Raw genomic sequence first — 22952 nt, forward strand, 5'->3', positions numbered from 1 at the left:
CCAGGGGGCGTCTGTGCTTCAGCCGCCTGCCGTGGCCCAGGCCCTGTCGTCAAATTCCCGCCTGCCCGGCGACGCCTGGCACGCCCGCTCGCATCGTTGCCGGAGCGCCCACGTGACTCCTCCCCCACGCTCGAACACGCTCGCGCGGGGGGACCTCCATCGAGGCCGCTCCGGCGCCTTGCGGTCGCACGCTCCCCCACGCTCGAACGCGCTCGCGCGGGGGCACCCCCATCGCCGCCGCCGGGCCCGCCCTTCGGGCGGACGACGGGGAATTTGACGACAGGACCTAGTGGCCGGCCTCGTGCAGGTCCCGTACCAGGCGGGTCGTCAGCGGCACCGGGACGCCATGGCGGTCCGCCGCGCGGAGCAGGGCGCCGCCGATCGCGTCCAGTTCGAGCGGGCGGCCTGCCTCGGCGTCGCGTTGCATGGAGGACTTGGCGGCGGGCGGGAAGGCGTCGTAGCGGGCCAGGGCCTGGGCCGGGTCGGCGGGGGCGCCGCAGGCGCGGCTGACCGCGGCGGTCTCGGCGACCAGGGTTTCCAGCTCCTCGCGGTGGCGGGTGCGGACCTCGCCGAGGGGGACGCCGTACCGCGTGGTGAGCAGGGCGAACGGGGCGAGGAAGGCCATCTTGGCCCACAGGGTGGCCGTCTCGTCCTCGACCACGCGGGCGGTCGTCCCGGCGGCGGTCAGCAGGGCCGCAAGGGATTCGAGGCGGGCGCGCGGTACGGCCTCCCCGGCCAGGTCGAGCTCCGTGAACGGGCTGCCGTGTTCGATCACTCCGGGGGCCAGCCGGGTGGACTCCACGCGGATCACGGCGGGGGCCACGCGGTCGGGGCGGTAGCGGGCGCGCAGTGTCGCGGGGTGTTCGACGCCGTTCAGGAGCGGTACGAGCAGGGCGTCGCCCAGGGCGGCCGGCGGGACACGGGTCAGGGCGGCGTCGAGTGCCGTGTGCTTGACGGCGATCACGCAGGCGTCCACCGGCTCGCGCAGCTCGGTGTCCGCCTCGACGGCGGCGGTGAAGTCGCCGAACTGGCTGCTGCGGACGTGGATTCCGGTCTCGCGCAGGGTGTCGGCCGTCTCCTTGCGGGCCAGGCAGATGACGCGATGGCCGGAGCGGGACAGGAGGGCGGCGAGGAGGCCGCCCGTGCCGCCGGGGCCCAGAATGGCCACGGTGTTCTGGAGAGCCATGAGGCTGTTCCTCTCGTCGGTCGGCCCCGGGGATCGGTGGCCGCCTTGGCCATGATCTTCGCAGGGTCGGGCCCGCTGGGCCAGACTGGGGACATGTGCCGGAGTATCAAGACGCTGCGTCCGCCCGTGCTGCCCGGTGAGGCGACGGACGAGGACATTCACGCCGCCGCGCTGCAGTACGTACGGAAGGTCTCGGGCTTCCGCGCCCCCGCCGCCCACAACCGCGAGGTGTTCGACCGGGCGGTGGCGGCGGTGGCCGAGGCGACGGCGCAACTGCTCGGGGAGCTGGAGGTGCGAGGGCAGTCGGTGCGGAGCGGGGGGTAGGCGCGCACCCCGAAGAGGCGCGGGAAACCTCGCATTATCCGCCAATCACCCCGGCAAGAGAGACAACTCGGGCAATAGGCAAGGCCGTTAAGCCGCACAGGGCAAGATGAGGCGCCCCGTCCGCTTGAGCCGGCGGACGCCGATCGACCGGGAGCGCGCCCTTGTCTGCACCGACTCAGGAATTCCCCGCGGTCTCCGTCGCCCTGGTCGGGGCCGGACCGCGCGGCACCAGCGTGCTGGAACGTCTCTGCGCCTCCGTGCCGGAGCTGCTCCCGCCCGGTGTCCGGCTGACGGTCCATGTGATCGACCCGGCGCCGCCCGGACCCGGGCTGGTGTGGCGCACCGCGCAGCCGGCCGAGCTGCTGATGAACACCGTGGCGAGCCAGGTGACGCTGTTCACGGACCCCGGCGTGACCTGCGCGGGCCCGATCCGGCCGGGCCCCAGCCTGTACGAGTGGGCGGGCGGCACCCTCGGCCCCGACGACTACCCGACTCGCGCCCACTACGGCCGCTACCTGGAGTGGGTGTTCGCCAAGACCGTCCGGGAGGCGCCCCCGGCGGTGCGCGTGCGGACGTACCGGGCCCGTGCCGTACGGCTCGACGAGACCGCCGACGGCCGCCAGGTGCTCACCCTGGACGACGGCCGGGTGCTGTCCGGTCTGGCGGCAGTGGTGCTGGCCCAGGGGCATCTGCCCGCGGCGGCGGACGAGGAGGGGCGCCGTACGGCCGGTCACGCGGCCCGGCACGGGCTGCGCCACGTCCCGCCCTCCAATCCGGCCGATGTCGACCTCTCGGCGCTCGCGCCCGGTGAACCGGTACTGCTGCGCGGCCTCGGCCTCAACTTCTTCGATCACATGGCCCTGTTGACCACGGGCAGGGGCGGTCGCTTCAGCCGGGCGGCGGACGGCACGCTGCGCTACGCGCCCTCGGGCCGGGAGCCACGCCTGTACGCCGGGTCGCGGCGCGGGGTGCCGTACCAGGCCCGCGGCGACAACGCCAAGGGCCCGTACGGCCGGCACACCCCGCTGGTGCTCACCCCGGAGGTGACAGCGGGCTTCCGTGAGCGCGCCGACTCAGGTGATGCGCCCGATTTCCTCGCGGAGATATGGCCGTTGGTGGCGAAGGAGGTGGAGACGGTCTACTACAGCGCGCTGACCGGGCGGTCGGACTTCGCGGGCCGCTTCCTCGCCGTACCCCATGGGGATCCGAAAGAGGCTTTGCTCCTGGACGAGTTCGGGGTGAGCGACGGCGACCGCTGGTGCTGGGAGCGGATCTCCCGGCCGTACGGGGAGCGGGAGTTCACCGATCCGGGCCAGTGGCGGGCCTGGCTGCTGGGGTATCTGCGCGAGGATGCCGCGCAGGCTGCCCTGGGCAATGTGCGCGGCCCGCTCAAGGCGGCCCTCGACGTGCTGCGCGATCTGCGCAACGAGATACGGCTGGTGGTCGACCACGGCGGGCTGACCGGTGCCTCCCGCCGTGCGCACCTGGACCGCTGGTACACCCCGCTCAACGCCTTCCTGTCCATCGGCCCGCCCCGGCGCCGGATCGAGGAACTGGCCGCTCTGCTGGAGGCGGGCGTGGTGGAGGTGCTGGGCCCGGGTCTCGATGTGCGTGCCGGGGGCGGTGCGTGGGTGGCGTCCTCGCCGGAGGTGCCGGGCTCGGACGTCCGTGTGACCACCCTCATAGAGGCGCGTCTTCCGGAACCCGATCTGCGGCGCACCGCCGACGAACTGCTCGCCCGGCTGCTCGCCGACGGCGGCTGCCGGCCGCACAGGGTGGACGGTTACGAGACCGGGGGGCTGGACGTGTCGCGGCGCCCCTATCACCTGATCGACCGTCAAGGCCGTGTGCAGGCCCGGAGGTTCGCCTTCGGTGTGCCGACGGAGGGGGTGCACTGGGTGACGGCCGCGGGTGCCCGGCCGGGGGTGGACTCGGTCACGCTCTCGGACGCCGACGCGGTGGCGCGGGCCGTGCTGCGTGCGGCCATGGCTGAAGCGGAACCGCAAGCGGAACCGCGGGTGGGGCAGGCGTCGCAGCCTGATGCTGAACTTGCAAGCATTGATTAGGTGATGCGGGACCTGGTTCAACGTGGCCGCAGCCCGTCGAACACCACCTCGAAGATCCGCTCCCGGGGTGCCGGGTCCGCTCCCCGCTGTTCCAGTTCTTCCAGTTGTTTCAGTTGTTCCATCGCCCTGCTGGTGCCGGCCAGCAGGGCGGTGAGCTCCGGCAGGCCCAGTTCCCGGCGGACCGCCCCGGCCTCTTGCGCCCCGGTCAGCAGCTCGGCCAGCCGGGCCTGGATCTCCATGATCGGCTCCCGCAGAGACGTGTGGACGTCGACCCCGGCCGCGGCGAGAGCCTGGGTGAACTCGTCCTTGCCCGCGGCCTGTTCCACCATCAGGCGGAAGCAGGCGAAAAACGCCTCGGCGGGCCCGGCCTCGGCGGTCAGCTGTGCGGTCCGGGCCGCCATGGCCTCCACCCTTCGCGCCATGACCGCCTCCAGCAGCGCCTCCTTGGTCGGGAAGTGCCGGAAGAGCGTGCCGACTCCGACACCGGCGCTCCGGGCGATCTCCTCGGTCGGCACCCCGATGCCGCGGGTGACGAACACCTCAGTGGCGACGTCCAGCAGCCTGGCCCGGTTGCGGGCCGCATCCGCCCGCAGCGGGCGCTCACGAGCGTCGCTCATCCCTCTCACCTCTCTCGGTCGACAGTCAACCATCCTGGACAACCGGAGTCTTCAGTCCGTATCCTCAGAACCGGAGTCTCTAGTCCGATTCTGGTCGCAGATAACACTGGAGGTTGATCATGTCCGAAACGCTTTCACCCCGCGAGGTCGTCGAGAAGCTGATCGAGGGCACCGGTGCGGGAAGGTACACGGAGCTGGCTGATCTTTATGCCGAGGACGGGGTGATGGAGAGTGCCTTCGAGCCGGTCGGTCCGCGCCGGTTCGAGGGGCGGGCCGCAATCAATGAGCGGTTCGCCCAGGCCGCCGGCGCGCCCATGGAGCTGACCCCCATGAACGTGGTCATACGGGAAACCGACGACGCGGAGGTGGTCGTCGCCGAGTTCGACTACAAGGTGTACCACCGGGTGACCGAGCGGACCTTCGAGGTCTCCGCCATCCAGGTGCTGCGGGTCCGCGACGGCCTGATCGTCCACAGCCGGGGCTACACCGACCACCTTGCCCTCATCGTGGCCGGCGGCGCCCTGCCGATGCTGGTGAAGGCGCTGGAAAACAAGTGAGTGCCGTGCGGGCCGGGGGCCCGCCGCCTGGCTGAACGCCCCCGACGCACCTCCTGTCACACCCCCGGCGTACGCTGTATGGCTGTCGTCGGGGGAGCAACGGGGGAGTTGTCGTGTTGGAGAGCGTGGGGTCACTAGCCGCGTCACTGGTGGCCGGACCCTGGATCTACGCCATGGTGGCGCTGTCCGTCCTGCTGGACGTGTTCGTGCCGGTACTGCCGAGCGGAGTCCTCGTCATCACCGCGGGCACCGCCGCGGCGGCGGGTTCGGACGCGGCGGCGGGCGGGGTCTCGCACGGGGTGCCGGACATCGCCGCCCTGATCCTGTCCGCGGCCACAGCCTCGGTCCTCGGTGACCTGGTCGCCTACAGGCTGGCCTGGCGCGGCGGGGAGCGGCTGGACCGTGCGATAGCCCGCTCGCGGCGGCTCACCACCGCGCAGGAACGTCTCGGCGAGGCCCTGTCCCGGGGCGGCGGCGCCCTGGTCGTGCTGGCCCGTTTCGCCCCGGCCGGGCGCTCGGTCGTCTCCTTCTGCGCGGGCGCCGCCCACCGCCGCGCCCGCGACTTCGTGCCGTGGTCCGCCCTGGCCGGACTCTCCTGGGCCGCCTACAGCGTGGCCCTCGGCTACTTCGGCGCCCGGTGGCTGGGCGCGACCTGGCTGGCCACGGGGGTGTCGCTGGCGGCCCTGTTCGGGGCGGGCGCGGCGGCGGCCTACGTGATGCGCCGCCGGCCGGCTTCCTGACGCGACCGGGCCCGCACCCGGGGGCATACCGCCGGTAGGCCCTACGGCGCTTACCGGCGGCTCGCCAGGTGGCTCAGCAGCTCGCCAGGTAGTTCGTCAGCGCGCTCTTCTCGGCCGAGTCGACCGACAGGTTGTAGTAGTACTTCACCTGCACCCAGGCCCGCACGTACGTGCAGACGTACGCGGAGCGCGACGGCACCCACGTGGCCGGGTCCTGGTCGCCCTTGGCCTGGTTGACGTTGTCGGTGACCGCGAGGAGCTGCGGGCGGGTGACGTCGTTGGCGAAGGACTGCCGCTGGGCGGTGGTCCACCTGCTCGCGCCGGAGTCCCAGGCCTCGGCGAGCGGGACGAGGTGGTCGATGTCGAGGTCGGACGCGGCGGTCCAGGTGGCGCCGTCGTACGGGGAGTACCAGCTGCCGCTCCGGGCGACGCAGGCGGAGTCGGTGACGACGTTCGAGCCGTCCCGCTTGAGGATCCACTCGCGGGTGTTGCAGGTGCCGGAGATGGTGATCCAGGTCGGGAACAGCGAGCGGCTGTAGCCGGTGCGGTTCTCGGTGGCCACGGTGAGCTGGGAGAGGTAGCTGCGCGCGGTGGCGGCGCTGACCGGCGTCGGGAGGGCCGCGGAGGCGCTCGGGGAGTTGAACAGGGCGACGGAGGCGAGCAGGCCCGTGAGGGCCGTGAGTATGCCCACTCGTCGACGCGCGTAGAATTTCGACATGCGAACTCCCTTGTGGTGTGGGGGTATTGGGCGCGAGCCAGGGAATGCTCGCGTTGCGGTGCAGCTGCAAGATGAGCGCTCGGTAAGAAGCTAATGACGTGTCCATGACATTACAAGTCTTGCCGGCGCAGCTTTCGCATCGCGTACCATGGACGGCGCAGAAGGGGAGTAGCTCTTCGCCGGACCGTCGACATACTGCTCAGCCAGCCTGAGCCGGCGCCCGGAGGCGGATCCCGTGCGGACCGCCCAGCGAGACCTTCGGCCAGCAGTACACACCCGTGCCCCGTGGCGCGGGTACCGAGTGTGCTGCCGTGCCGAGGTGTCTCATGTGAAGTGCAGCACTCTCGGTGGGGCAGCCCCCGACCGATTGAGGACCCTTGATCAGCATCACCGTGACGGCGCTCGTCTTCGGCGTCATCTTCCTTGCCGAACTGCCGGACAAGACCGCGCTCGCCGGTCTCGTCCTCGGCACCCGCTACCGTGCCTCGTACGTCTTCGCGGGCGTCGCCGCCGCCTTCCTGCTGCACGTCGTGCTCGCCGTCGCGGCCGGCAGCGTCCTGACCCTGCTGCCGCAGCAGATCGTGCACGCGATCACCGGCGTCCTCTTCCTCGGCGGCGCCGCCGTGCTGCTGATGAAGAAGGACGAGGACGAGGAGGAGATCAAGAAGCCCGCCGACCAGTCCTTCTGGAAGGTGGCGGGTACGGGCTTCATGCTCATCCTGGTCGCCGAGTTCGGCGATCTCACCCAGATCATGACCGCCAACCTCGCCGCCCGCTACGACGCCCCGATCTCCGTCGGCCTGGGTGCGGTGCTCGGTCTGTGGGCCGTCGCCGGTCTCGGCATCGTCGGCGGAAAGGCCCTGATGAGGCGGGTTCCGCTGCGGCTGATCACGCAGATCGCGGCGCTGCTGATGCTGGGCCTCGGCGTGTGGAGCCTCTACGAGGCCATCGCGGGCTGAGCTGAACGGACGGTGAACCCTCGTGGGAGGCGGTGGCGCGATCCGCCCCGGATTTTGTACCGTAGAGAAACAAAGTGGCTCCCGCTCGTTTTCCCTGACCGGCGGGCGGGGCCGCCTTGTCCCCTTGCACCCCTTCTTGGAGCTGCCGATGCCGGCCACCGTCCTCACCGCCCGTGCCCTCCTGCTCGACATGGACGGCACCCTCGTCAACTCGGACACCGTGGTCGAGCGCGTCTGGCGGCGCTGGGCGGCGGGACACGGGCTGGACGGCGACGAGGTGATGCGGGTCGTCCACGGCCGCCAGGGCCACGCCTCGATGGCCGTCCTGCTGCCCGACCGGCCCAGGGAGCAGAACTTCGCCGACAACGCCCGCCTGCTCGCGGAGGAGACCGCCGACATGGACGGCGTGGTCGAGGTCCCCGGCGCGAGCGCGTTCCTCGCCGCCCTGCGCGGCCTCCCGCACGCCCTGGTGACCTCCGCCGACGTCGCCCTCTCCACGGCCCGCATGGCCGCCGCCGGCCTCCCGCTGCCCGAGGTGCGCATCACCGCCGAGTCGGTCGGCGCGAGCAAGCCCGACCCCGAGGGCTTCCTGAAGGGCGCCGCCGAACTGGGCGTCGAGCCGGCGGACTGCATCGTCTTCGAGGACTCCGGCGCGGGCATCGCGGCGGGGCGCGCCGCGGGCATGACGGTCGTGGGGGTCGGGCCGCGGGCCGCGGTCCACGGCCCCGGTGTCGTCGTACGCGACCTCACCGAGGTGCGCGTCGAGGCCTCGGCGGACGGAACGATCCGCCTTCACATCGGCTGAGCCCTCGTACACGCCGATCGGCGTTCCGTGGTCTGCGGCAGACCGTCACGCGCACGCCCGATCGGCTCACATCCCTGAGCAACACCGGGGATCACTGAGCCGATCAGAGACGCTCAGGACCGTGACGTCTCCGACTCCAGGCTCGTCCGCGTCGCCGGGCCGTACGTCCCGAGGTCGTCGCCCCGGATGCCCCGGGCCAGCTGGTAGTTGCGCACCGAGTTCTCCACCGGGCGGGTGAAGACGCCGTTGACCTCGTCGCTGTAGAGGTTCAACTGGCGCAGCCGCAGCTGGAGTTCGGTGACCTCCGGACCCTTGTCGCCGCGCCGCAGCACCAGACCGGGAGCCGGCGCCATGTCCGGGCTGCCGGAGGCCGTCTCCGACGCGGCCGGGGAGGCCGAGCGGGACACCGTCGGGGTGAGCGCCGACGGCGACGGGGTGGCCGACCGGCTCGGGGTGGCCGACGGGGACGGGGGCGGCGTGGGCTGCCAGGCCGCGGTGGAGGGCGGGGAGGACGCGGACGACGGCGACGCCGGGGTGTCCGATGCCGTCACCTCCGGGACGCTCTGCCGAACCTCCTGGGCCGCCCGGTCCCGGGACGGCGCCTGGTAGCCGAACAGCCCGCTCGCGAAACCGGCCCCCGCCACGACCGCGACCCCCGCGCCCGCGACCGCCAGCACGGCCGTGCGACGGGTACGGCGCCGGGGCCGCCCCTCCTCGGCCGCTGCCTCTGCCGCAACCGTCGTCTCCGCCATGCCGGGGCCGTCCCCGGAGAGCGCCGGATCCTCCTCGAAAAGCCGCAGGCCGGAGGGGTCCGGTTCGGGCCCGGACGGCTCCGGGACCTCGATGTAGGGGCGTATGCGCAGCGGGTCGAAGTCCTCCGCCGCTGCCGCCTGAGCCATGCGGGCCTCGCGAAGAGCGTCCGAGGCCCGCTGGGTGCAGTCGCAGGACGGGGTGTTGTCCGGCCCCCTCGGTGCCCCGCATTCCGGGCAGCTGTGGCCCGTCGGTTCCGTCACGCGTTCGCCCCTCCCCTCGGGAACTCCCGAGTTTAGGCAGACCTCCTCCACATTTGCCGAACCGGAACACGCGGCAAATCGGCCACTCAGTGAACTCAACAGGCCATAAGCGGTGACACCACCCAGGATGGAAGAGGTGCACCCTGAGCCCGTGCACCCGTGCACCCGAGCCCCGGGAGGTCTCCATGGCCCTGGACACGCACGGCACGGCGAGGGACGCGAGGGACAGCGAACACGTTCCGGGCAATGTGCTCGTCTCGATCGGTGCTCTGATGCTCGGTCTGCTGCTCGCCGCCCTCGACCAGACCATCGTGTCGACCGCGCTGCCGACGATCGTCAGCGACCTCGGCGGACTGGAGCACCTGTCCTGGGTGGTCACCGCCTATCTGCTCGCCTCGACCGCCGCGACCCCGCTGTGGGGCAAGCTCGGCGACCAGTACGGGCGCAAGCGGCTGTTCCAGACCGCGATCGTCATCTTCCTGGTCGGCTCCGCGCTGTGCGGGGCCGCGCAGAACATGTCCCAGCTCATCGGCTTCCGCGCGCTCCAGGGGCTGGGCGGCGGCGGGCTGATGGTGCTGTCCATGGCGATTGTCGGCGATGTCGTACCGCCGCGCGACCGCGGCCGGTACCAGGGGCTGTTCGGGGCCGTGTTCGGCGCCACCAGCGTGCTCGGGCCGCTGCTCGGCGGGGTGTTCACGGAGCACCTGAGCTGGCGCTGGGTCTTCTACGTCAACCTGCCCGTAGGTGTCGTCGCGCTCGCCGTCATCGCCGCCGCCCTGCACATCCCGCGCCGCACCTCCCCCCACGTCATCGACTACCTCGGCACCTTCCTGATCGCCTCCGTCGCCACCTGCCTGGTGCTGGTCGCCTCGCTCGGCGGTACGACCTGGGCCTGGGGCTCGGCGCAGATCATCGGGATCGGCATGCTGGGCGTCGCCCTCGCCGTCGTCTTCGTCGGCGTCGAACGCCGGGCCGCCGAACCCGTCCTGCCGCTCAAGCTGTTCCGCATGCGCACCTTCAGCCTGGTCGCCGTCATCAGCTTCATCATCGGCTTCGCCATGTTCGGCGCGTTGACCTATCTGCCGACCTTCCTCCAGGTCGTGCACGGCATCTCCCCGACCGTGTCGGGCGTGTACATGCTGCCGATGGTCGTCGGGCTGCTGCTCTCCTCCACGATCTCCGGGCAGATCGTCAGCCGCACCGGCCGCTGGAAGGTGTTCCCCATCGCCGGCACCGCCGTGACCACCATCGGCCTGCTCCTCCTGCACCGGCTCGACGAGCACAGCCCGACCGCCGAGATGAGCGTCTACTTCTTCGTCTTCGGCCTCGGCCTCGGCCTGGTCATGCAGGTCCTCATCCTCATCGTGCAGAACGCGGTCGCCTACGAGGACCTGGGCGTCGCCACCTCCGGCGCCACCTTCTTCCGCTCCATCGGCGCCTCCTTCGGCGTGGCCGTCTTCGGCACCGTCTTCGCGAGCCGCCTCGGCGACAAGCTCGCCGCCGCCTTCCGGGGCGTGCGCCTGCCGCCCGGCGCCACCCCCGCCGCCCTCAAGGCCGACCCGCGCGGGATCGCGGCCCTGCCGCCCGGCCTGCGCCCGGCGGCCCTGCACGCCTACGCGTCCGCCATCACGGACGTGTTCCTGTACGCCGCGCCCGTCGCCGCCCTCGGCTTCCTGCTCGCTTGGTTCCTCAAGGAGGACCGGCTGCGCGCCTCGGTCACCGTGCCGGACGTCTCCGAGACCATCGCGCCGAACCCGGTCGAGCGGTCCTCCTACGACGAGTGCTGCCGGTCCCTGTCCGTGCTCGGCACCGAAGAGGGGCGCCGCGAGGTGTACCGGAAGATCACCGCGCGGGCCGGGTACGACCTGCTGCCCGCCGCCAGCTGGCTGCTGCTGCGCATGCGCAAGTTCGGCTCGGTGGAGCCGGGGGTGCTCGCCGAGCGCGGACCCGTCCCGTTCCACCGGGTCATCGCCGCCGCCCGCCAGGTCGAGGAGCGGCGGCTGGCAGAACGCCAGGGCCTGGACCTCGTGTTGACCGAGTCCGGCCGCGAGGCCGCCGAACGGCTCGCCACGGCCCGCGAGGAGTCCCTGGCCGAACTGCTCGGCGACTGGTGGGAGCCGCGCCATCCGACCGACCTGGTCAAGCTGGTCAAGGAGCTCAGCGACGAGATGTGCGGCTCGGAGCGCGAAGAGCCCTACGACGGGCCTGCGGCCAGGCTCAGTTGACGGCGCTGTGCGGCAACAGGTCCTTGCGGAACCAGTGTTCGGCGTACTGGTCGTCGTTGTGCGGGCCGGTCTCGGTGTAGCCGAGCCGGGCGTACAGGGCGCGGGCCTCCACCAGGTCCGACCGGGTGTCGAGGACGAGGCACTTGGCACCGAGGGCGCGGGCGGCTTCCTCGGCGGCGGCGACGAGCGGCGCGGCACCGCCCCGGCCGCGCATCCGCTCGTACAGGAAGACCCTGGTCAGTTCCGCCGTGTCCGAATCCAGGAGCCGTACGCCCGCCGAACCGGCCGGCTCGCCGTCGTACCGCGCGATCAGCAACTGTCCGGCGGGCGGGGCGAGTTCCGCGCCGGTCCGGGCCGCGATCTCCCGCTCCAGCTCGTCCGGGTCGGTGCGCCGGTTCTCGTGCAGCAGGTACCAGCGGTCGCTGACCTCCGTGTAGTACGCCCGCCACAGCGCGGCGGCGGCCGGGGAGTCGTACGGCTCAGTGGCGATCGTCCACGTCATGCCGCGCATGATCCCGCATGGGCGCGTCTTCCGCGTGCGGTTTTCCGGTGGCACGGGCGCCGGCGCCGGCCCTGCGCCGCCGCCACTCGCGTACGACCTCTTCGACGTCGTACGGCTTCTTGCCCAGCGGCGGGCCGGGCGGGGGCTTGAACATCATGTCGCGGATCTTGACGTTGACGTCCTCGATGATCTTCCGTGCCATGCGCTCGGAGGGCGCCGCGCAGGCCGCCTCGAGCGCGTCCTCGGCCTCCTTGCGCAGGGCCAGGGCCGGGGGCAGCACGGCCAGGCCCTCGCGGACCAACTTCCGCTTGACCCACCACAGTTCGTCGTAGGCGGAGTCGATGCCGTCGGGCAGCGGCTCGCCCGCACCCGGCAGCCGGTCGAACTCGCCGCGCCGCTGAGCATCGCGGATCTGCTTGTCGGCCCAGGACTCGAACGGGACGCCCGGTGGCTTTCGCTCGGTCATGAACCCATTGTGCCGGACGGGGCCCGGCCGGGCGTTTTATCATGCGGCGGCGGAATGGCCACCCGGCCGCCGCGCAGGGGCGTCACAAGGTCACCGGCCTCGCAGAGGTTCCGGTCGTTTCAAGGGGAACACGCGTGCTCGAACTCACCATGGCCACCGTCTCCGGGGCGGAAGCGGGCGCCACGGCCGGCATGTCGATGGCCGACGCGCCCACCGAGCCGGGTGCCGTGCTGCGGGTGGGCCGGGACGCGGCCGTGTGCCGGCTGGTCACGCCCGAGGACTGGCTGTTCGTCTCCCGCGTCCACCTGGAGTTCCTGTGCGGCCCCGACGGTGTCTGGCAGGTGTCCTGGCTGCGCGGCTCGCAGGCCGAACCGGCCTCCGAGGTGCGGCTGACCGTCGGGGAGTACGCCCAGCTCGTCGCCTACGGCGGCTCCGTGCGGCTGCCGCGCGGCGGCTCCGGCGAGCTGGTGATCCAGGACCGCGTGGAGCCGCGCAGCGTCAACGTCGGCTTCTACCACGACATGTGAGCCTTCAGGCGCCGGCGGCCCAGGCCCCGTGGCGGACCCCGGTCCCGTGCCGGACCCGGGTCCCGTGGCGGGCCGGGCTCAGGCGAGCACCCGGGCCAGCGCGAAGCCGTCGTAGCCCTTGCTGCCCACGGTCTGCACCGCCGTGCCGCTCAGTCTCGGGTGCAGGGCGATCAGCTCGATCGCGTCGCGGGTGCCGATGATGTCCGGCTCGGTGCTCTCGCCGTCGACGATCTCGCCGCCGCGCACCACGTTGTCCAGGATGATCAGGCTGCCCGCCCGGGTGAGCTTGAGCGCCCACTCCACGTAGTGGGCGTTGTTCGCCTTGTCGGCGTCGATGAAGACGACGTCGAAGGGGGCGGGGTTCTCGTCGGCGAGCTTGGGCAGCGACTCCAGGGCCGGGCCCACCCGCACCTCCACGATCCGCTCCAGGCCCGCGCGGGCGATGTTGCGCATGGCGACGTCTGCGTTCTTGGCGCTGTACTCCAGCGAGATCAGCCTGCCGTCCTCCGGGAGAGCGCGGGCCAGCCAGATCGTGCTGTAGCCGGCGAGGGTGCCGATCTCCAGGATGGTGCGGGCGCCCTGCACCTGGGCGAGCAGTTGCAGGAACTTGCCCTGCGTGGCCGTCACGCTGATGTTCGGCAGCCCCGCCGCCTCACTGTCGCGCAGGGCGGCGTGGAGCACCTCGTCATCGGGTGAGAGATGGCTGGAAAAGTAGAAGTCGACGTCGTCCCAGATCTGCGACCCGGTCATGCCCCTGCCGCCTTTCGGAGTGTCTGTCCGGGCTCATTATCCCAGCCGATCGGCGCGGGGATCGGCTCTGACGGCGCGGAGATCGGCCGGAACCGGCGTGAAGATCGGCCGGAACGGCGCGGATATCGGCTGAGGCGCCCGGGGGGGGGCGCGGTGCTCACCCGCCCACGCGGAGCCGTTCCCTCCCTCGCCTGTGATCCTTCTCGCGCCCCGGAGGGGCAACCCCGACCCCCTCGGACTATCGTCATCCGGACAAAAGGAGGACGGCTGTCAGGTGAAGCAGGGGTTGCCTGCGTCCACCTCCGGGGGGTCTGCGAGCCTTTTGGGTCCGCGGAGGAAATCCGGCCGCATCCGGCGTGCCGGGACGTACGGGGCGGGAGGCCGACGAGGCGTGGCGAACGTGGAGCACAGCGGTCGAGCGACGGATGCCTTGACGGATTCCTTCGGGGCTGCGGCGGTCGGAGCCCGCCTGCGCGCCGCCCGGCTCGCGCTGTGGGCGGTGGCGGCGATCCTCGCGGTACGGCAGGTGGCCGTCGTCCTCACCACCCCGCGCGGCCAACGGCTCACCGACCTGGAGACCTGGGTCGGCCCGCACGGCGTGCTGCACGTGAAGGGCTCGCTGTACGACTCGACGCGGTTCACCGGCACCCCCTTCGGCGGGTGGGTGCTCAAACCGCTCACCCGATCGGCCGAAGCCGCCCTCGGCTGGGGCTGGACCTTCGGCTCGTTGCTGCTGGTCGTGGCCCTCGGCCTGGTCGCCGCCCGCGCGCTGCCCCAGCCCGTCGGCCGCCGCACCTCGCTGCTGGCCGCGCCGGTCGCCGTCAGCCTGCTCATGCTGTCCCTGCCGGTCCGCAACGCCCTCTGGCTCGGCCAGACCAGCATCATCCCGGTGCTGCTGGTGCTGCTCGGCTGCTTCACCGTGCGCGGCGAGCGCGCGAGCGGCCTGTGCATAGGCGTGGCCGCCGCGCTCCAGCCGACCGTCCTGCTCTTCGCCCCGCTGCTGTGGTTCACCGGCCGCCGCAAGGCCACCCTCGGCACGGCCGCCGCCTTCGCCGCGTGCACCGCGCTCGCCTGGGCCGCGATGCCGCACGACTCGTACACGTACTGGGTCCACCACATGGCCGGTGTCGGCCTCGGCGGCAAGGCCGACGCCCTCGGCAACCAGTCCCTGCACGGCGCCCTGCTCCGCCTGCACCTGAGCGGCCCCCTGGAGATCACGCTCTTCCTTCTCCTGAGCGCCGCCGTCGCCGCCCTCGCCCTGCGCCGCGCCGTCCGCTACGCCCACGACGGGCAGCTCCTGCTCGCCGTCGCCATCACCGGCTGCGCGGCCGTCGCCGTGTCCCCGACCACCTGGCAGCACCAGCTGCTGTGGGTGCTGCTCGCGGTGGTCGGCCGGGTCGGCAAGCGGGCCTCGGACCGCTACGTCTGGCCGGTGGCGGTGATCCTGGTGACGAGCCTCCCGGCGAAGATGATGCTGCCGAACATGTCGGTGCTGTATCCGCTTCGGGACAACATCGTGGTGCTCGCGGCCGTCGCCGCCGCCACGGCCGTACCGTTCCTGTCGCGCACGTCGCCGTACTACCAGACGCCGATACCCACGCAGTACGCGCCGCAGGTCCCGGCCCGCTTCCGCCGCGTCCCCCTCCTGCCCTTCCTCCGCCGGGTTCTCACCCGCCCCAACCTCCTGCTGGAGCTGCTCCTCATCCGCGTCACGTACGCGGCCTACCAGCAGGTCCGCCTGGCGGCGACCGGCGGCAGCAACTCCGAGGGCCGGGCGACGGCCGAACACCACGGCCACCTCATACTCGACCTCGAACGTTTCCTGCACATCGACATCGAGCGCGCGGTCAACCACGCCGTGGTGAAGATCGACTGGCTGCGGAGCTTCTTCGACTTCTACTACGAGTCCTTCCACTTCGTAGTGCCTCTCACGATCCTCGGCGTCCTCTACTGGCGCCGCCCGGTCGACTACCGCTGGGCCCGTGCCTCCCTCGGCTTCGCCACTCTGCTCGCCCTGGTCGGCTTCTGGCTCTTCCCGCTGGCCCCGCCGCGCCTGATGCCGTCCCTCGGCATGATCGACACCGTCCACGGCGTCCAGGACTTCTCCAAGCCGGACTACGGCACGCTGACGGCTCTGACCAACCAGTACGCGGCGATGCCGTCCCTGCACTTCGGCTGGTCCCTGTGGTGCGGCGTCGTCATCGCGATCATCGCCCCGAGGTGGTGGATGAAGGCCCTCGGTCTGCTCCACCCCTTCTTCACCGTCTCGGCCATCGTCGCCACCGGCAACCACTGGGTGCTGGACGCGGTCGGCGGCGCGGTGGTGGTGACGGCGGGGTTCGGGCTGTCGTACCTGTTCCAGGGGCCGCGGGCGCGGATGGTCACGGCGGTGGCGGCGGAGAGGGAACCGGAGCTGGTGGGGGAGACCGGCTGACGGGCCTTGTCCATGACACCCGGCCACACCCGGCCACACCCGGCCGCATCCGGTCACGGTGGTCGCGGTGCAGCTGTTCCCACTCCCGGGCCGGCTCGGCCTGTGCCTCGGTGAACCTCCGGAACACCTCCTCGGCGGTGTGCGCCACGGCGCCGTCTTGAACCGGGATTGATAGGCGGCCCGTGAGCGGCCTGACCAACAATCCTCCGCCCCCTTGACTGCTGGTCAGAGCGCGACGGCGCGACGAGGCCAGGGAGCCGGTGCCGCGCGCGCACTTCACACGGTGCGGCGGGCCGGCAGACGGCACGACACGGGTCGACGTGTACGAGCCGCGCCCTGGCTTCCGGGAGGGCACCATCAGCACGCTGCACCTCGATCCGACGCGCTCACGCCGCGGGGACGCGAGCTCGCGGATCACCGTTCATCCGGCGTACCGGCACGGCCGCGCCACCGGAGGGGCGCTGCCGGCGCTCCTTCCGGCCGTGGCGGCGCTGGCGCTCGGCCTGTGGGGGATCGACCGGCACGACAGCATGTGGCGCGACGAGTCGGTCACCGATCAGGTGGCCCATCGCTCCGTCGGGCAGCTGTGGCACCTGCTCGGCCACATCGACGCCGTGCACGGCCTGTACTACCTGCTCATGCACGCGGTGTTCGCGCTGTGGGACGGCGGCCTGGTGGCCCTGCGCCTGCCCTCGACGCTGGCCATGGCCCTGGCGGCAGCGGGGGTCGGGACGATCGGCGCACGGCTGGCGGGGCGCCGGGCCGGTGTCCTCGCCGGGCTCGTCTTCGCGGTGCTGCCGGTCACGCAGCAGTACGCGCAGGAGGGCCGGTCCTACGCGCTGGTCACGGCCGGCGTCACCTGGGCCACGTACCTCTTCCTGCGCGGCATCGAGTCGGCGCGCCGCCGGTGGTGGACCGCGTACGCGGTGACCCTTGCCCTGACGTGCTGGCTGCACGAGTTCGCCGCCCTGGTGCCGGCGGCCCATGCACTGACCCTGTGGCGGCTGCGTGTTCCGCGCCGGGTGTGGTCGGGCTGGGGAGCGGCGGCGGCTGCGGTGCTGGCGGCTCTGGCCCCGCTGGCACTGGTGAGCGCGGGGCAGGCGGACCGGCAGCTGGGCTGGCTCCGCCGCCCCGGCCTGTCGATGTGGCTGCAGTTCGCGGGACTGGTGGCGGCGGGCGCCCTGTCGGCCTGTCTCGTGCTGCGCGGGACCGGCACCGGCCGGTCTGCTCTGGTGCGGCTCGCCCTGCCGATGCTGATGGCCCCCTCAGGGCTGCTGATGACGGTGTCCCTGGTCAAGCCCTGGTACGTCGACCGGTACGTGCTCTACGGCATGACCGGACTGGCGCTGCTCGTCGGAGCCGCGCTGGACCGGGCGGTCGGGCTGCTGCGACACCGGCTCCCGCCTGCCGCCCGGATCCTGACGGCCTGCCTGGCCGCCGTGGCGGCGGTCGCGGTCCTGCTGCCGTGGTCGCTGCGGGTGCGCTCCCCGGAAAGCCGCAAGGACGACGCCGTCGCCGTGGCCAAAGCCGTCGCGGGCTTCACGCGCCCCGGGGACGACGTGCTGTTCCTGCCCGCCCGGCGCCGCGAGTGGCTGTTGTCCAGCCCCTCCCTCTACGCCGGCCTGCACGATCTGGCCCTGGCCGAGTCCCCGGTGGCCTCGGGCACCCTGGAGGGCACCGAGCTGCCCGCGGACACCATCGGGCGGCGCATCCGGGCGGCGCACCGCATCGTCGCGCTGGCCGACCCGCCCGGCCAGCCGCTCGACCCCTACCCGCAGGAAGTGGTCAAACGGCAGGAGCTACGGCGGCACTTCGAGGTCTGCGAGCGCACCCGGGTGCACGGAGCACAGGTGCTCGTCTACACCCGGGTGGGGCACTGTGTCAGGCGGCCGTCGTGACCTGGAGTTCCTTGACGCCGTTGATCCAGGCCGAGCGCAGCCGGCGGGGGTCGCCGGCCAGGCGGAGGGTGGGCATGGCGTCGGCGATCGCGTTGAAGATCAGGTCGATCTCCAGCACCGCGAGGGACTTGCCCAGGCAGAAGTGCGGGCCGCCGCCACCGAAGCCGAGGTGGGGGTTGGGGTCGCGGGTGATGTCGAAGGCGTCGGGGTCGGCGAAGACCTCCGGGTCGTGGTTGGCGGAGGCGTAGAAGAGGCCGACGCGGTCGCCCTTCCTGATCTCCACTCCGCCCAGTTCGGTGTCCTGGGTCGCCGTCCGCTGGAAGGCGTTGACCGGGGTCGCCCAGCGGACGATCTCCTCGGCGGTCGTCGCGGGGCGCTCGCGCTTGAAGAGGTCCCACTGGCCGGGGTGGGTGAGGAGGGCGTGCATGCCGTGCGTGATGGCGTTCCGCGTCGTCTCGTTGCCGGCCACCGCGAGCATCAGCACGAAGAAGCCGAACTCGTCGGAGTTCAGGTTCCCTTCGTCCTCCGCCGCCACCAGCGTGCTGACGATGTCGTGCGCCGGGCACCGCTTGCGCTCGGCGGCCATGTTCATCGCGTAGGCGATGATCTCGGTGGCCGACTCGGCGCCGACCTCCTCGGTGATGGCGTACTCGGGGTCGTCGTAGGCGATCATCCGGTTGGACCAGTCGAAGATCTTGGACCGGTCCTCCTGCGGGACGCCGATCAGCTCGGCGATGGCCTGGAGCGGGAGTTCGCAGGCGACTTCCGTGACGAAGTCGAAGGGGCCGGAGCGGGCGCGGGCGGCGGCGACGATCGCCTCGGCGCGGGCGCGCAGGCGCTCCTCCAGGGCCCGTATCGAGCGTGGCGTGAAGCCGCGCTGCACGATCTGCCGCACGCGCGTATGTTCCGGTGGGTCCATGTTGAGCAGAATCAGCCGCTGCGCGTCGATCGCGTCCCGTTCGATGTGCTCGTTGAACCGGATGATCGCGGTGTTGAGGGAGGAGGAGAAGAGTTCCGGGTGCGTGGAGACGTACTTGACGTCCGCGTGCCGGGTCACCGCCCAGTAACCGGTGTCGGCGAAACCGGCGATGCCGTGCGGTTGCGGGATCCAGCGGACCGGTTCGGTGCGGCGCAGTTCGGCGAACTCCGGCAGGGGCACGCGGTGGTGGAGCAGATCGGGGTCGGTGAGGTCGAACCCGTCGGGCAGCGCGGGGCAGTGCATCGGCGGCTCCCGTCGTCCGTTCTGACGGCCCATCAGCGGGTGCCGTGAAGGTAGTAACGGGTTCTATAACTGGCAAGAGGTACGGCACCCCCAATCGGTGCGGAATTCGTGCAGATTGCGGCTTCGACACCTGCAAGACCCTTGCGGTGATGGACATCACGTCAGCAGACTGCACTAAAGAACTAGAACACGTACCAGTTCTTCAGTTCTGGAGGAGAGCCCTCTCGGAGAGGACCCGCACCCATGGCCGCCGAACCCGTGATCGTCGAAGCCGTACGCACCCCCATCGGCAAGCGCGGCGGCGCGCTCGCCAATCTGCACCCCGCCTACCTCCTGGGCGAGACCTACCGTGAACTCCTCGGCCGCACCGGCATGCCCGCCGACGCCGTCGAGCAGATCGTCGGCGGCACCGTGACCCACGCCGGCGAACAGTCCATGAACCCCGCGCGCACCGGCTGGCTGGCGATGGGCCTGCCCTACGAGACGGCGGCGACGACGGTCGACTGCCAGTGCGGTTCCTCCCAGCAGGCCTCACACATGGTGGCCAACATGGTCGCGGCGGGCGTGATCGACGTGGGGATCAGCTGCGGGGTCGAGGCGATGTCGCGGGTGCCGCTGGGCTCCGGCTCGAAGCACGGCCCCGGCAAGCCCTTCCCCGACGAGTGGAACGTCGACCTCCCCAACCAGTTCGAGGCGGCCGAACGCATCGCCCGCCGCCGGGGCCTGACGCGGGAGGACGTGGACGCGCTGGGGTTGTTGTCACAGGAACGGGCGGCCAACGCATGGGCGGAGGAACGTTTCAAGCGGGAGACCTTCGCGGTGCAGGTGCCCACGACGGAGGAGGAGCAGCACGCCGGTCAGGGCATGTGGCGCCTCGTCGACAAGGACGAGGGGCTGCGGGACACGTCGATGGAGGCGCTGGCGGGCCTGAAGCCGGTCATGCCGACGGCGATTCACACGGCGGGCAACGCGTCGCAGATCTCGGACGGGGCCGCGGCGATCATGTGGGCGTCGAAGCGGATGGCTCGCGCCCTGAAGCTGAAGCCGAGGGCACGGATCGTCGCCCAGGCCCTGGTGGGCGCCGACCCGCACTTCCACCTGGACGGCCCCATCGACGCGACCCGCGCGGTGCTGGGCAAGGCGGGCATGTCCCTCAGGGACATCGACCTCGTGGAGATCAACGAGGCTTTCGCGTCCGTGGTGTTGAGCTGGACCCGGGTCTTCGAGCAGGACCTGGAGAAGGTCAACGTGAACGGCGGCGCCATCGCCCTCGGCCACCCGGTCGGCGCGACGGGCGCCCGACTCATCACCACCGCCCTGCACGAACTGGAGCGCACGAACAAGGAGTTCGCACTGATCACGATGTGCGCGGGCGGCGCACTGGCCACCGGGACGATCATCCAGCGGCTCTGACGGCGGCGGGCTGCTTCAACTTGCCTCGCACCGGCGGAATCTGCCGTACTCACTCCCGTCCCGAAGCCACCACCGCCAGCACCCCCGACAGTGCAGCCGCGAGCAGCAGGGGGATGCCCAGGCCGTGGTGGAGGACCAGCCACGCGCCCAGGCAGGCGCCGGCCGCCATCGCGAGTACCGCGGCCGTGCGGCGGGGGGAGCGGCGGCCGGTTCCGTCGCCCAGACGGGAGTCGGAGGCCAGGCCGGTCAGGGTCATCGTGAGGACCGTGGTGGTGAGGTCGGGGACGCCCAGTTTGCGGACCGTCGCGTTGCGCAGGCCCATCGCGAAGGCCGTGAGGGCGATCAGGGCGTAGCGGGTGGCCGGGGCGGACGGCCAGGTGAAGGCCACCGCCGCCGACGCGCCCACCAGGAGCGCCTCCACCGCCAGCGTCACGCGGGCCCAGGTGCGGCGCGGGCCCTTGCCGTAGCGGGCCGCCACCCGGCCGCCGGTCACCGCGCCGAGGAGAAAGCAGGAAAGAGAGGTTGCCGTGTGGGGGACCGAGAAGTCGGGGGCGCCGGCCGCCGCGAAGCCCAGGACCACCACGTTGCCCGTCATGTTCGCCGTGAAGACGTGGCCCAGGCCCAGATAGCTCACCGCGTCGATCAGGCCGCTCACCACGGTCAGTACGAGGAGTACGGCCACCAGGCGGACCCCGCGTGCGTCCGGGTCCGCCGGTGCTGGAGTCGTCGGTGTCGGCATCGTTCCTCCGGTTCGCCGGACGTACAGGGTGGGGACAACTCCATCACTGACGCGGGGGATCATCGGATGTCCCGGCGCAGCGTGCGTCCGTAGCGTTCAGGGCATGACACAGGACACGCGTACAGAGCGTCTTTCGGGGGAAAAGCAGCCCAGTTGGGCGACCTGGAAGAGGGCCGCCGCCGTGCTGGCCGCGCTGGGTGTCGTCGGTGGTGGGCCGGCTCCCGTCGCCGTTGCCGCCGACGGGCAGCGGCACGCCGGCCGGGGGGACGTGGTGTCCGTCGTGCCGGTCGCCGCGCACAGCCGCGCGGAGATCGCCCACGCCCTCGACCAACTGCACGTCGGCACCGACTCGTTGCGCTACGACGTCCACGCCTACCGCGTGACGTACCGGACGGTGGACCCGTACGGGCGGCCCACCACGGCGACCGGGCTGCTCACCCTCCCGGACGGCGGCGGGCAGCGGCTCGGCCTCGTCTCCGACACGCACGGGACCATGGTGAACCGCGGCTACGCCCCCTCCGTCTCCGAGGACGCGGGGACGCAGTCGTACCTCTTCGCCTCCACCGGACGCGCCGTCGCCGCACCCGACTACCTCGGGCTCGGGAAGGGGCCGGGGCTCCACCCCTACATGGACACGCGGTCGGCCGTGACCGCGTCCGTGGACATGCTGCGGGCCGCCCGGACGGCTGCGGGCAGACTCGGGCGCACGGTGAACGGGGACGTGTACGCCACCGGGTTCTCCCAGGGTGGGCAGGTCGCGATGGCGGTGGCACGCGCCGTACAGGAGGGGGACGCCCCCGGGTTCCGGCTGAAGGCCGTCGCCCCGGCTGCGGGACCGTACGACCTGGAGGGCACCGAGGTGCCCGCGCTCGCCGACGGGCGGGTCAATGACATCAGCGGGGTGTTCTACATCTCCTACTTCCTCGTCGCCCAGAACCGGCTGCATCACATCTACAAGGACCCGGCCGAGGTGTTCCAGGAGCCGTACGCCGGGCGCGTCGAGCGGCTCTTCGACGGGCGGCACGAGGAGGAGGACATCACCCGGCAGCTCGCCCCCGATGTGAAGGAGCTGCTGACGGACAGCTTCTACCGGCAGCTGAGCCGGCCGACGGGAGCCTTCCGCGAGGCTCTGCGCGTCAATGACCACACCTGTGACTGGAAGCCGGATGTGCCGGTGCGGTTGTACGCGGGTGACAAGGACACGGACGTGCCGATCGGCAACGCCCGGACATGCGCGCGCACCCTCGCCCAGGAGGGTGCGAGGGTGCGGGTGCTGAATCAGGGGGACGTCGACCACGTGGGGTCGTACGTCGCGGCGCTGCCGAAGATCGCTCGGTGGTTCGCCGGCGGAACGGCTTAGTACCAGCCGTTCGCCTGCCAGAAGGACCAGGCCTGGGCCGGGCTGCCGTAGCGGGAGTTCATGTAGTCCAGGCCCCACTTGATCTGGGTGGCCGGGTTGGTCTTCCAGTCGGAACCGGCGGAGGACATCTTGGAGCCCGGCAGGGCCTGGACCAGGCCGTAGGCGCCGGAGGAGCTGTTGGTGGCGGAGGGGTTCCAGCCACTCTCGTGCTCCACGATCTTGCTGAACGCGTTGTACTGCGCGGCGTCCGGGATCATCTTGTGCGCGATCGCCTGGGCGGAGGAGGCCGACGTCGTGGCGGCCTGGGCGGGCGCCGCGGTCAGAGCCAGGCCGGCGGTGGCGGCGGCCACGGCGGCGGTGGTGAGGGCCTTCTTCGGGGAAGCGATGCGACGGATGAAGGAGACGGACACGGAGAACCTCTTGCGTCGGGG

22 protein-coding genes are annotated in these 22952 nt (G+C 71.8%); 12 read left to right on the forward strand and 10 right to left on the reverse strand.

Annotated elements, in window-relative coordinates; translation table 11 throughout:
• Positions 1-286: 286 nt before the first annotated feature.
• Positions 287-1186, reverse strand: coding sequence for a ketopantoate reductase family protein (locus tag ACWD3E_RS03800; protein WP_451385906.1), 900 nt, complete (start codon positions 1184-1186; stop codon positions 287-289).
• Positions 1187-1279: 93 nt separating this feature from the next.
• Between ACWD3E_RS03800 and ACWD3E_RS03805 the strand changes: the two genes are divergently transcribed.
• Positions 1280-1510 (forward strand): DUF2277 domain-containing protein, encoded by a 231-nt coding sequence (locus ACWD3E_RS03805; RefSeq protein WP_451385907.1) that lies wholly within the window; start codon positions 1280-1282, stop codon positions 1508-1510.
• A 161-nt stretch (positions 1511-1671) separates the two neighbouring features.
• The gene (locus ACWD3E_RS03810) at positions 1672-3576 is read left to right on the forward strand and encodes an FAD/NAD(P)-binding protein (protein ID WP_451385908.1); all 1905 of its coding nucleotides are present in this window, start codon (positions 1672-1674) and stop codon (positions 3574-3576) included.
• A 17-nt stretch (positions 3577-3593) separates the two neighbouring features.
• On the opposite strand, the gene ACWD3E_RS03815 is transcribed toward ACWD3E_RS03810, so the two are convergent.
• Positions 3594-4193, reverse strand: coding sequence for a TetR/AcrR family transcriptional regulator (locus ACWD3E_RS03815; protein ID WP_451385909.1), 600 nt, complete (start codon positions 4191-4193; stop codon positions 3594-3596).
• A 119-nt stretch (positions 4194-4312) separates the two neighbouring features.
• Between ACWD3E_RS03815 and ACWD3E_RS03820 the strand changes: the two genes are divergently transcribed.
• Positions 4313-4750, forward strand: coding sequence for a nuclear transport factor 2 family protein (locus ACWD3E_RS03820; protein ID WP_451385910.1), 438 nt, complete (start codon positions 4313-4315; stop codon positions 4748-4750).
• A gap of 113 nt (positions 4751-4863) precedes the next feature.
• Positions 4864-5490, forward strand: coding sequence for a DedA family protein (locus ACWD3E_RS03825; RefSeq protein WP_451385911.1), 627 nt, complete (start codon positions 4864-4866; stop codon positions 5488-5490).
• A 73-nt stretch (positions 5491-5563) separates the two neighbouring features.
• Here ACWD3E_RS03825 and ACWD3E_RS03830 read toward each other — a convergent pair whose 3' ends face one another.
• Positions 5564-6208 carry an HNH endonuclease family protein gene (locus ACWD3E_RS03830; RefSeq protein ID WP_451351268.1) on the reverse strand — a complete coding sequence of 215 codons (645 nt, stop codon included), beginning with the start codon at positions 6206-6208 and terminating at the stop codon, positions 5564-5566.
• A gap of 377 nt (positions 6209-6585) precedes the next feature.
• Between ACWD3E_RS03830 and ACWD3E_RS03835 the strand changes: the two genes are divergently transcribed.
• Together ACWD3E_RS03835 and ACWD3E_RS03840 are read left to right on the forward strand one after the other, a co-directional pair.
• Positions 6586-7167 (forward strand): TMEM165/GDT1 family protein, encoded by a 582-nt coding sequence (locus ACWD3E_RS03835; protein WP_451385912.1) that lies wholly within the window; start codon positions 6586-6588, stop codon positions 7165-7167.
• A 148-nt stretch (positions 7168-7315) separates the two neighbouring features.
• Positions 7316-7972, forward strand: coding sequence for an HAD-IA family hydrolase (locus ACWD3E_RS03840; RefSeq protein WP_451385913.1), 657 nt, complete (start codon positions 7316-7318; stop codon positions 7970-7972).
• 113 nt (positions 7973-8085) lie between these two features.
• Here ACWD3E_RS03840 and ACWD3E_RS03845 read toward each other — a convergent pair whose 3' ends face one another.
• Positions 8086-8985, reverse strand: a complete 900-nt coding sequence (locus ACWD3E_RS03845; protein WP_451385914.1) for a peptidoglycan-binding domain-containing protein — start codon at positions 8983-8985, stop codon at positions 8086-8088.
• A 185-nt stretch (positions 8986-9170) separates the two neighbouring features.
• Between ACWD3E_RS03845 and ACWD3E_RS03850 the strand changes: the two genes are divergently transcribed.
• Entirely contained in the window at positions 9171-11210 is a 2040-nt protein-coding gene (locus ACWD3E_RS03850) for an MDR family MFS transporter (protein WP_451385915.1), read from the forward strand.
• Here the strand turns inward: ACWD3E_RS03850 and ACWD3E_RS03855 are convergent.
• Positions 11203-11721 carry a GNAT family N-acetyltransferase gene (locus tag ACWD3E_RS03855; protein WP_451385916.1) on the reverse strand — a complete coding sequence of 173 codons (519 nt, stop codon included), beginning with the start codon at positions 11719-11721 and terminating at the stop codon, positions 11203-11205. The genes ACWD3E_RS03850 and ACWD3E_RS03855 overlap by 8 nt on opposite strands.
• Positions 11690-12178, reverse strand: a complete 489-nt coding sequence (locus tag ACWD3E_RS03860; RefSeq protein WP_451385917.1) for a DnaJ family domain-containing protein — start codon at positions 12176-12178, stop codon at positions 11690-11692. Before ACWD3E_RS03860 ends, ACWD3E_RS03855 begins: the two co-directional genes overlap by 32 nt.
• Before the next feature lie 134 nt (positions 12179-12312).
• On the opposite strand from ACWD3E_RS03860, the gene ACWD3E_RS03865 reads away from it, so the two are divergent.
• Positions 12313-12705, forward strand: a complete 393-nt coding sequence (locus ACWD3E_RS03865; protein ID WP_451385918.1) for a hypothetical protein — start codon at positions 12313-12315, stop codon at positions 12703-12705.
• A 78-nt stretch (positions 12706-12783) separates the two neighbouring features.
• Here ACWD3E_RS03865 and ACWD3E_RS03870 read toward each other — a convergent pair whose 3' ends face one another.
• Positions 12784-13455 (reverse strand): O-methyltransferase, encoded by a 672-nt coding sequence (locus ACWD3E_RS03870; RefSeq protein WP_451385919.1) that lies wholly within the window; start codon positions 13453-13455, stop codon positions 12784-12786.
• A 391-nt stretch (positions 13456-13846) separates the two neighbouring features.
• On the opposite strand from ACWD3E_RS03870, the gene ACWD3E_RS03875 reads away from it, so the two are divergent.
• Together ACWD3E_RS03875 and ACWD3E_RS03880 are read left to right on the forward strand one after the other, a co-directional pair.
• The gene (locus ACWD3E_RS03875) at positions 13847-15889 is read left to right on the forward strand and encodes a bifunctional glycosyltransferase 87/phosphatase PAP2 family protein (protein WP_451385920.1); all 2043 of its coding nucleotides are present in this window, start codon (positions 13847-13849) and stop codon (positions 15887-15889) included.
• 320 nt (positions 15890-16209) lie between these two features.
• A complete protein-coding gene (locus tag ACWD3E_RS03880) occupies positions 16210-17787 on the forward strand; it encodes a glycosyltransferase family 39 protein (protein WP_451385921.1) in 1578 nt (525 codons plus the stop codon).
• Here ACWD3E_RS03880 and ACWD3E_RS03885 read toward each other — a convergent pair.
• The gene (locus tag ACWD3E_RS03885) at positions 17771-19009 is read right to left on the reverse strand and encodes a cytochrome P450 (RefSeq protein ID WP_451385922.1); all 1239 of its coding nucleotides are present in this window, start codon (positions 19007-19009) and stop codon (positions 17771-17773) included. The genes ACWD3E_RS03880 and ACWD3E_RS03885 overlap by 17 nt on opposite strands.
• A gap of 243 nt (positions 19010-19252) precedes the next feature.
• Between ACWD3E_RS03885 and ACWD3E_RS03890 the strand changes: the two genes are divergently transcribed.
• Positions 19253-20422 (forward strand): steroid 3-ketoacyl-CoA thiolase, encoded by a 1170-nt coding sequence (locus ACWD3E_RS03890; protein WP_451385923.1) that lies wholly within the window; start codon positions 19253-19255, stop codon positions 20420-20422.
• A gap of 49 nt (positions 20423-20471) precedes the next feature.
• On the opposite strand, the gene ACWD3E_RS03895 is transcribed toward ACWD3E_RS03890, so the two are convergent.
• Positions 20472-21161 (reverse strand): YoaK family protein, encoded by a 690-nt coding sequence (locus ACWD3E_RS03895; protein WP_451385924.1) that lies wholly within the window; start codon positions 21159-21161, stop codon positions 20472-20474.
• A gap of 103 nt (positions 21162-21264) precedes the next feature.
• Here ACWD3E_RS03895 and ACWD3E_RS03900 point away from each other — a divergent pair, with 103 nt between their 5' ends.
• Positions 21265-22521, forward strand: a complete 1257-nt coding sequence (locus ACWD3E_RS03900) for an alpha/beta hydrolase (RefSeq protein WP_451385925.1) — start codon at positions 21265-21267, stop codon at positions 22519-22521.
• Here the strand turns inward: ACWD3E_RS03900 and ACWD3E_RS03905 are convergent.
• Positions 22518-22931 (reverse strand): aggregation-promoting factor C-terminal-like domain-containing protein, encoded by a 414-nt coding sequence (locus tag ACWD3E_RS03905; protein ID WP_451385926.1) that lies wholly within the window; start codon positions 22929-22931, stop codon positions 22518-22520. The two genes, ACWD3E_RS03900 and ACWD3E_RS03905, sit on opposite strands and share 4 nt — an antisense overlap.
• Positions 22932-22952: the final 21 nt, after the last annotated feature.

The sequence above is a fragment of the Streptomyces sp. NPDC002676 genome (genome assembly GCF_053592455.1).

Bases quoted from the DNA above. Each gene is read 5' to 3' on its own strand.
- ACWD3E_RS03800 (WP_451385906.1), bottom strand. From the start codon at position 1,186: ATGGCTCTCCAGAACACCGTGGCCATTCTGGGCCCCGGCGGCACGGGC.
- ACWD3E_RS03820 (WP_451385910.1), top strand. From the start codon at position 4,313: ATGTCCGAAACGCTTTCACCCCGCGAGGTCGTCGAGAAGCTGATCGAG.
- ACWD3E_RS03860 (WP_451385917.1), bottom strand. From the start codon at position 12,178: ATGACCGAGCGAAAGCCACCGGGCGTCCCGTTCGAGTCCTGGGCCGAC.
- ACWD3E_RS03840 (WP_451385913.1), top strand. From the start codon at position 7,316: ATGCCGGCCACCGTCCTCACCGCCCGTGCCCTCCTGCTCGACATGGAC.
- ACWD3E_RS03830 (WP_451351268.1), bottom strand. From the start codon at position 6,208: ATGTCGAAATTCTACGCGCGTCGACGAGTGGGCATACTCACGGCCCTC.
- ACWD3E_RS03855 (WP_451385916.1), bottom strand. From the start codon at position 11,721: ATGCGCGGCATGACGTGGACGATCGCCACTGAGCCGTACGACTCCCCG.
- ACWD3E_RS03895 (WP_451385924.1), bottom strand. From the start codon at position 21,161: ATGCCGACACCGACGACTCCAGCACCGGCGGACCCGGACGCACGCGGG.
- ACWD3E_RS03815 (WP_451385909.1), bottom strand. From the start codon at position 4,193: ATGAGCGACGCTCGTGAGCGCCCGCTGCGGGCGGATGCGGCCCGCAAC.
- ACWD3E_RS03890 (WP_451385923.1), top strand. From the start codon at position 19,253: ATGGCCGCCGAACCCGTGATCGTCGAAGCCGTACGCACCCCCATCGGC.
- ACWD3E_RS03900 (WP_451385925.1), top strand. From the start codon at position 21,265: ATGACACAGGACACGCGTACAGAGCGTCTTTCGGGGGAAAAGCAGCCC.
- ACWD3E_RS03870 (WP_451385919.1), bottom strand. From the start codon at position 13,455: ATGACCGGGTCGCAGATCTGGGACGACGTCGACTTCTACTTTTCCAGC.
- ACWD3E_RS03850 (WP_451385915.1), top strand. From the start codon at position 9,171: ATGGCCCTGGACACGCACGGCACGGCGAGGGACGCGAGGGACAGCGAA.
- ACWD3E_RS03805 (WP_451385907.1), top strand. From the start codon at position 1,280: ATGTGCCGGAGTATCAAGACGCTGCGTCCGCCCGTGCTGCCCGGTGAG.
- ACWD3E_RS03885 (WP_451385922.1), bottom strand. From the start codon at position 19,009: ATGCACTGCCCCGCGCTGCCCGACGGGTTCGACCTCACCGACCCCGAT.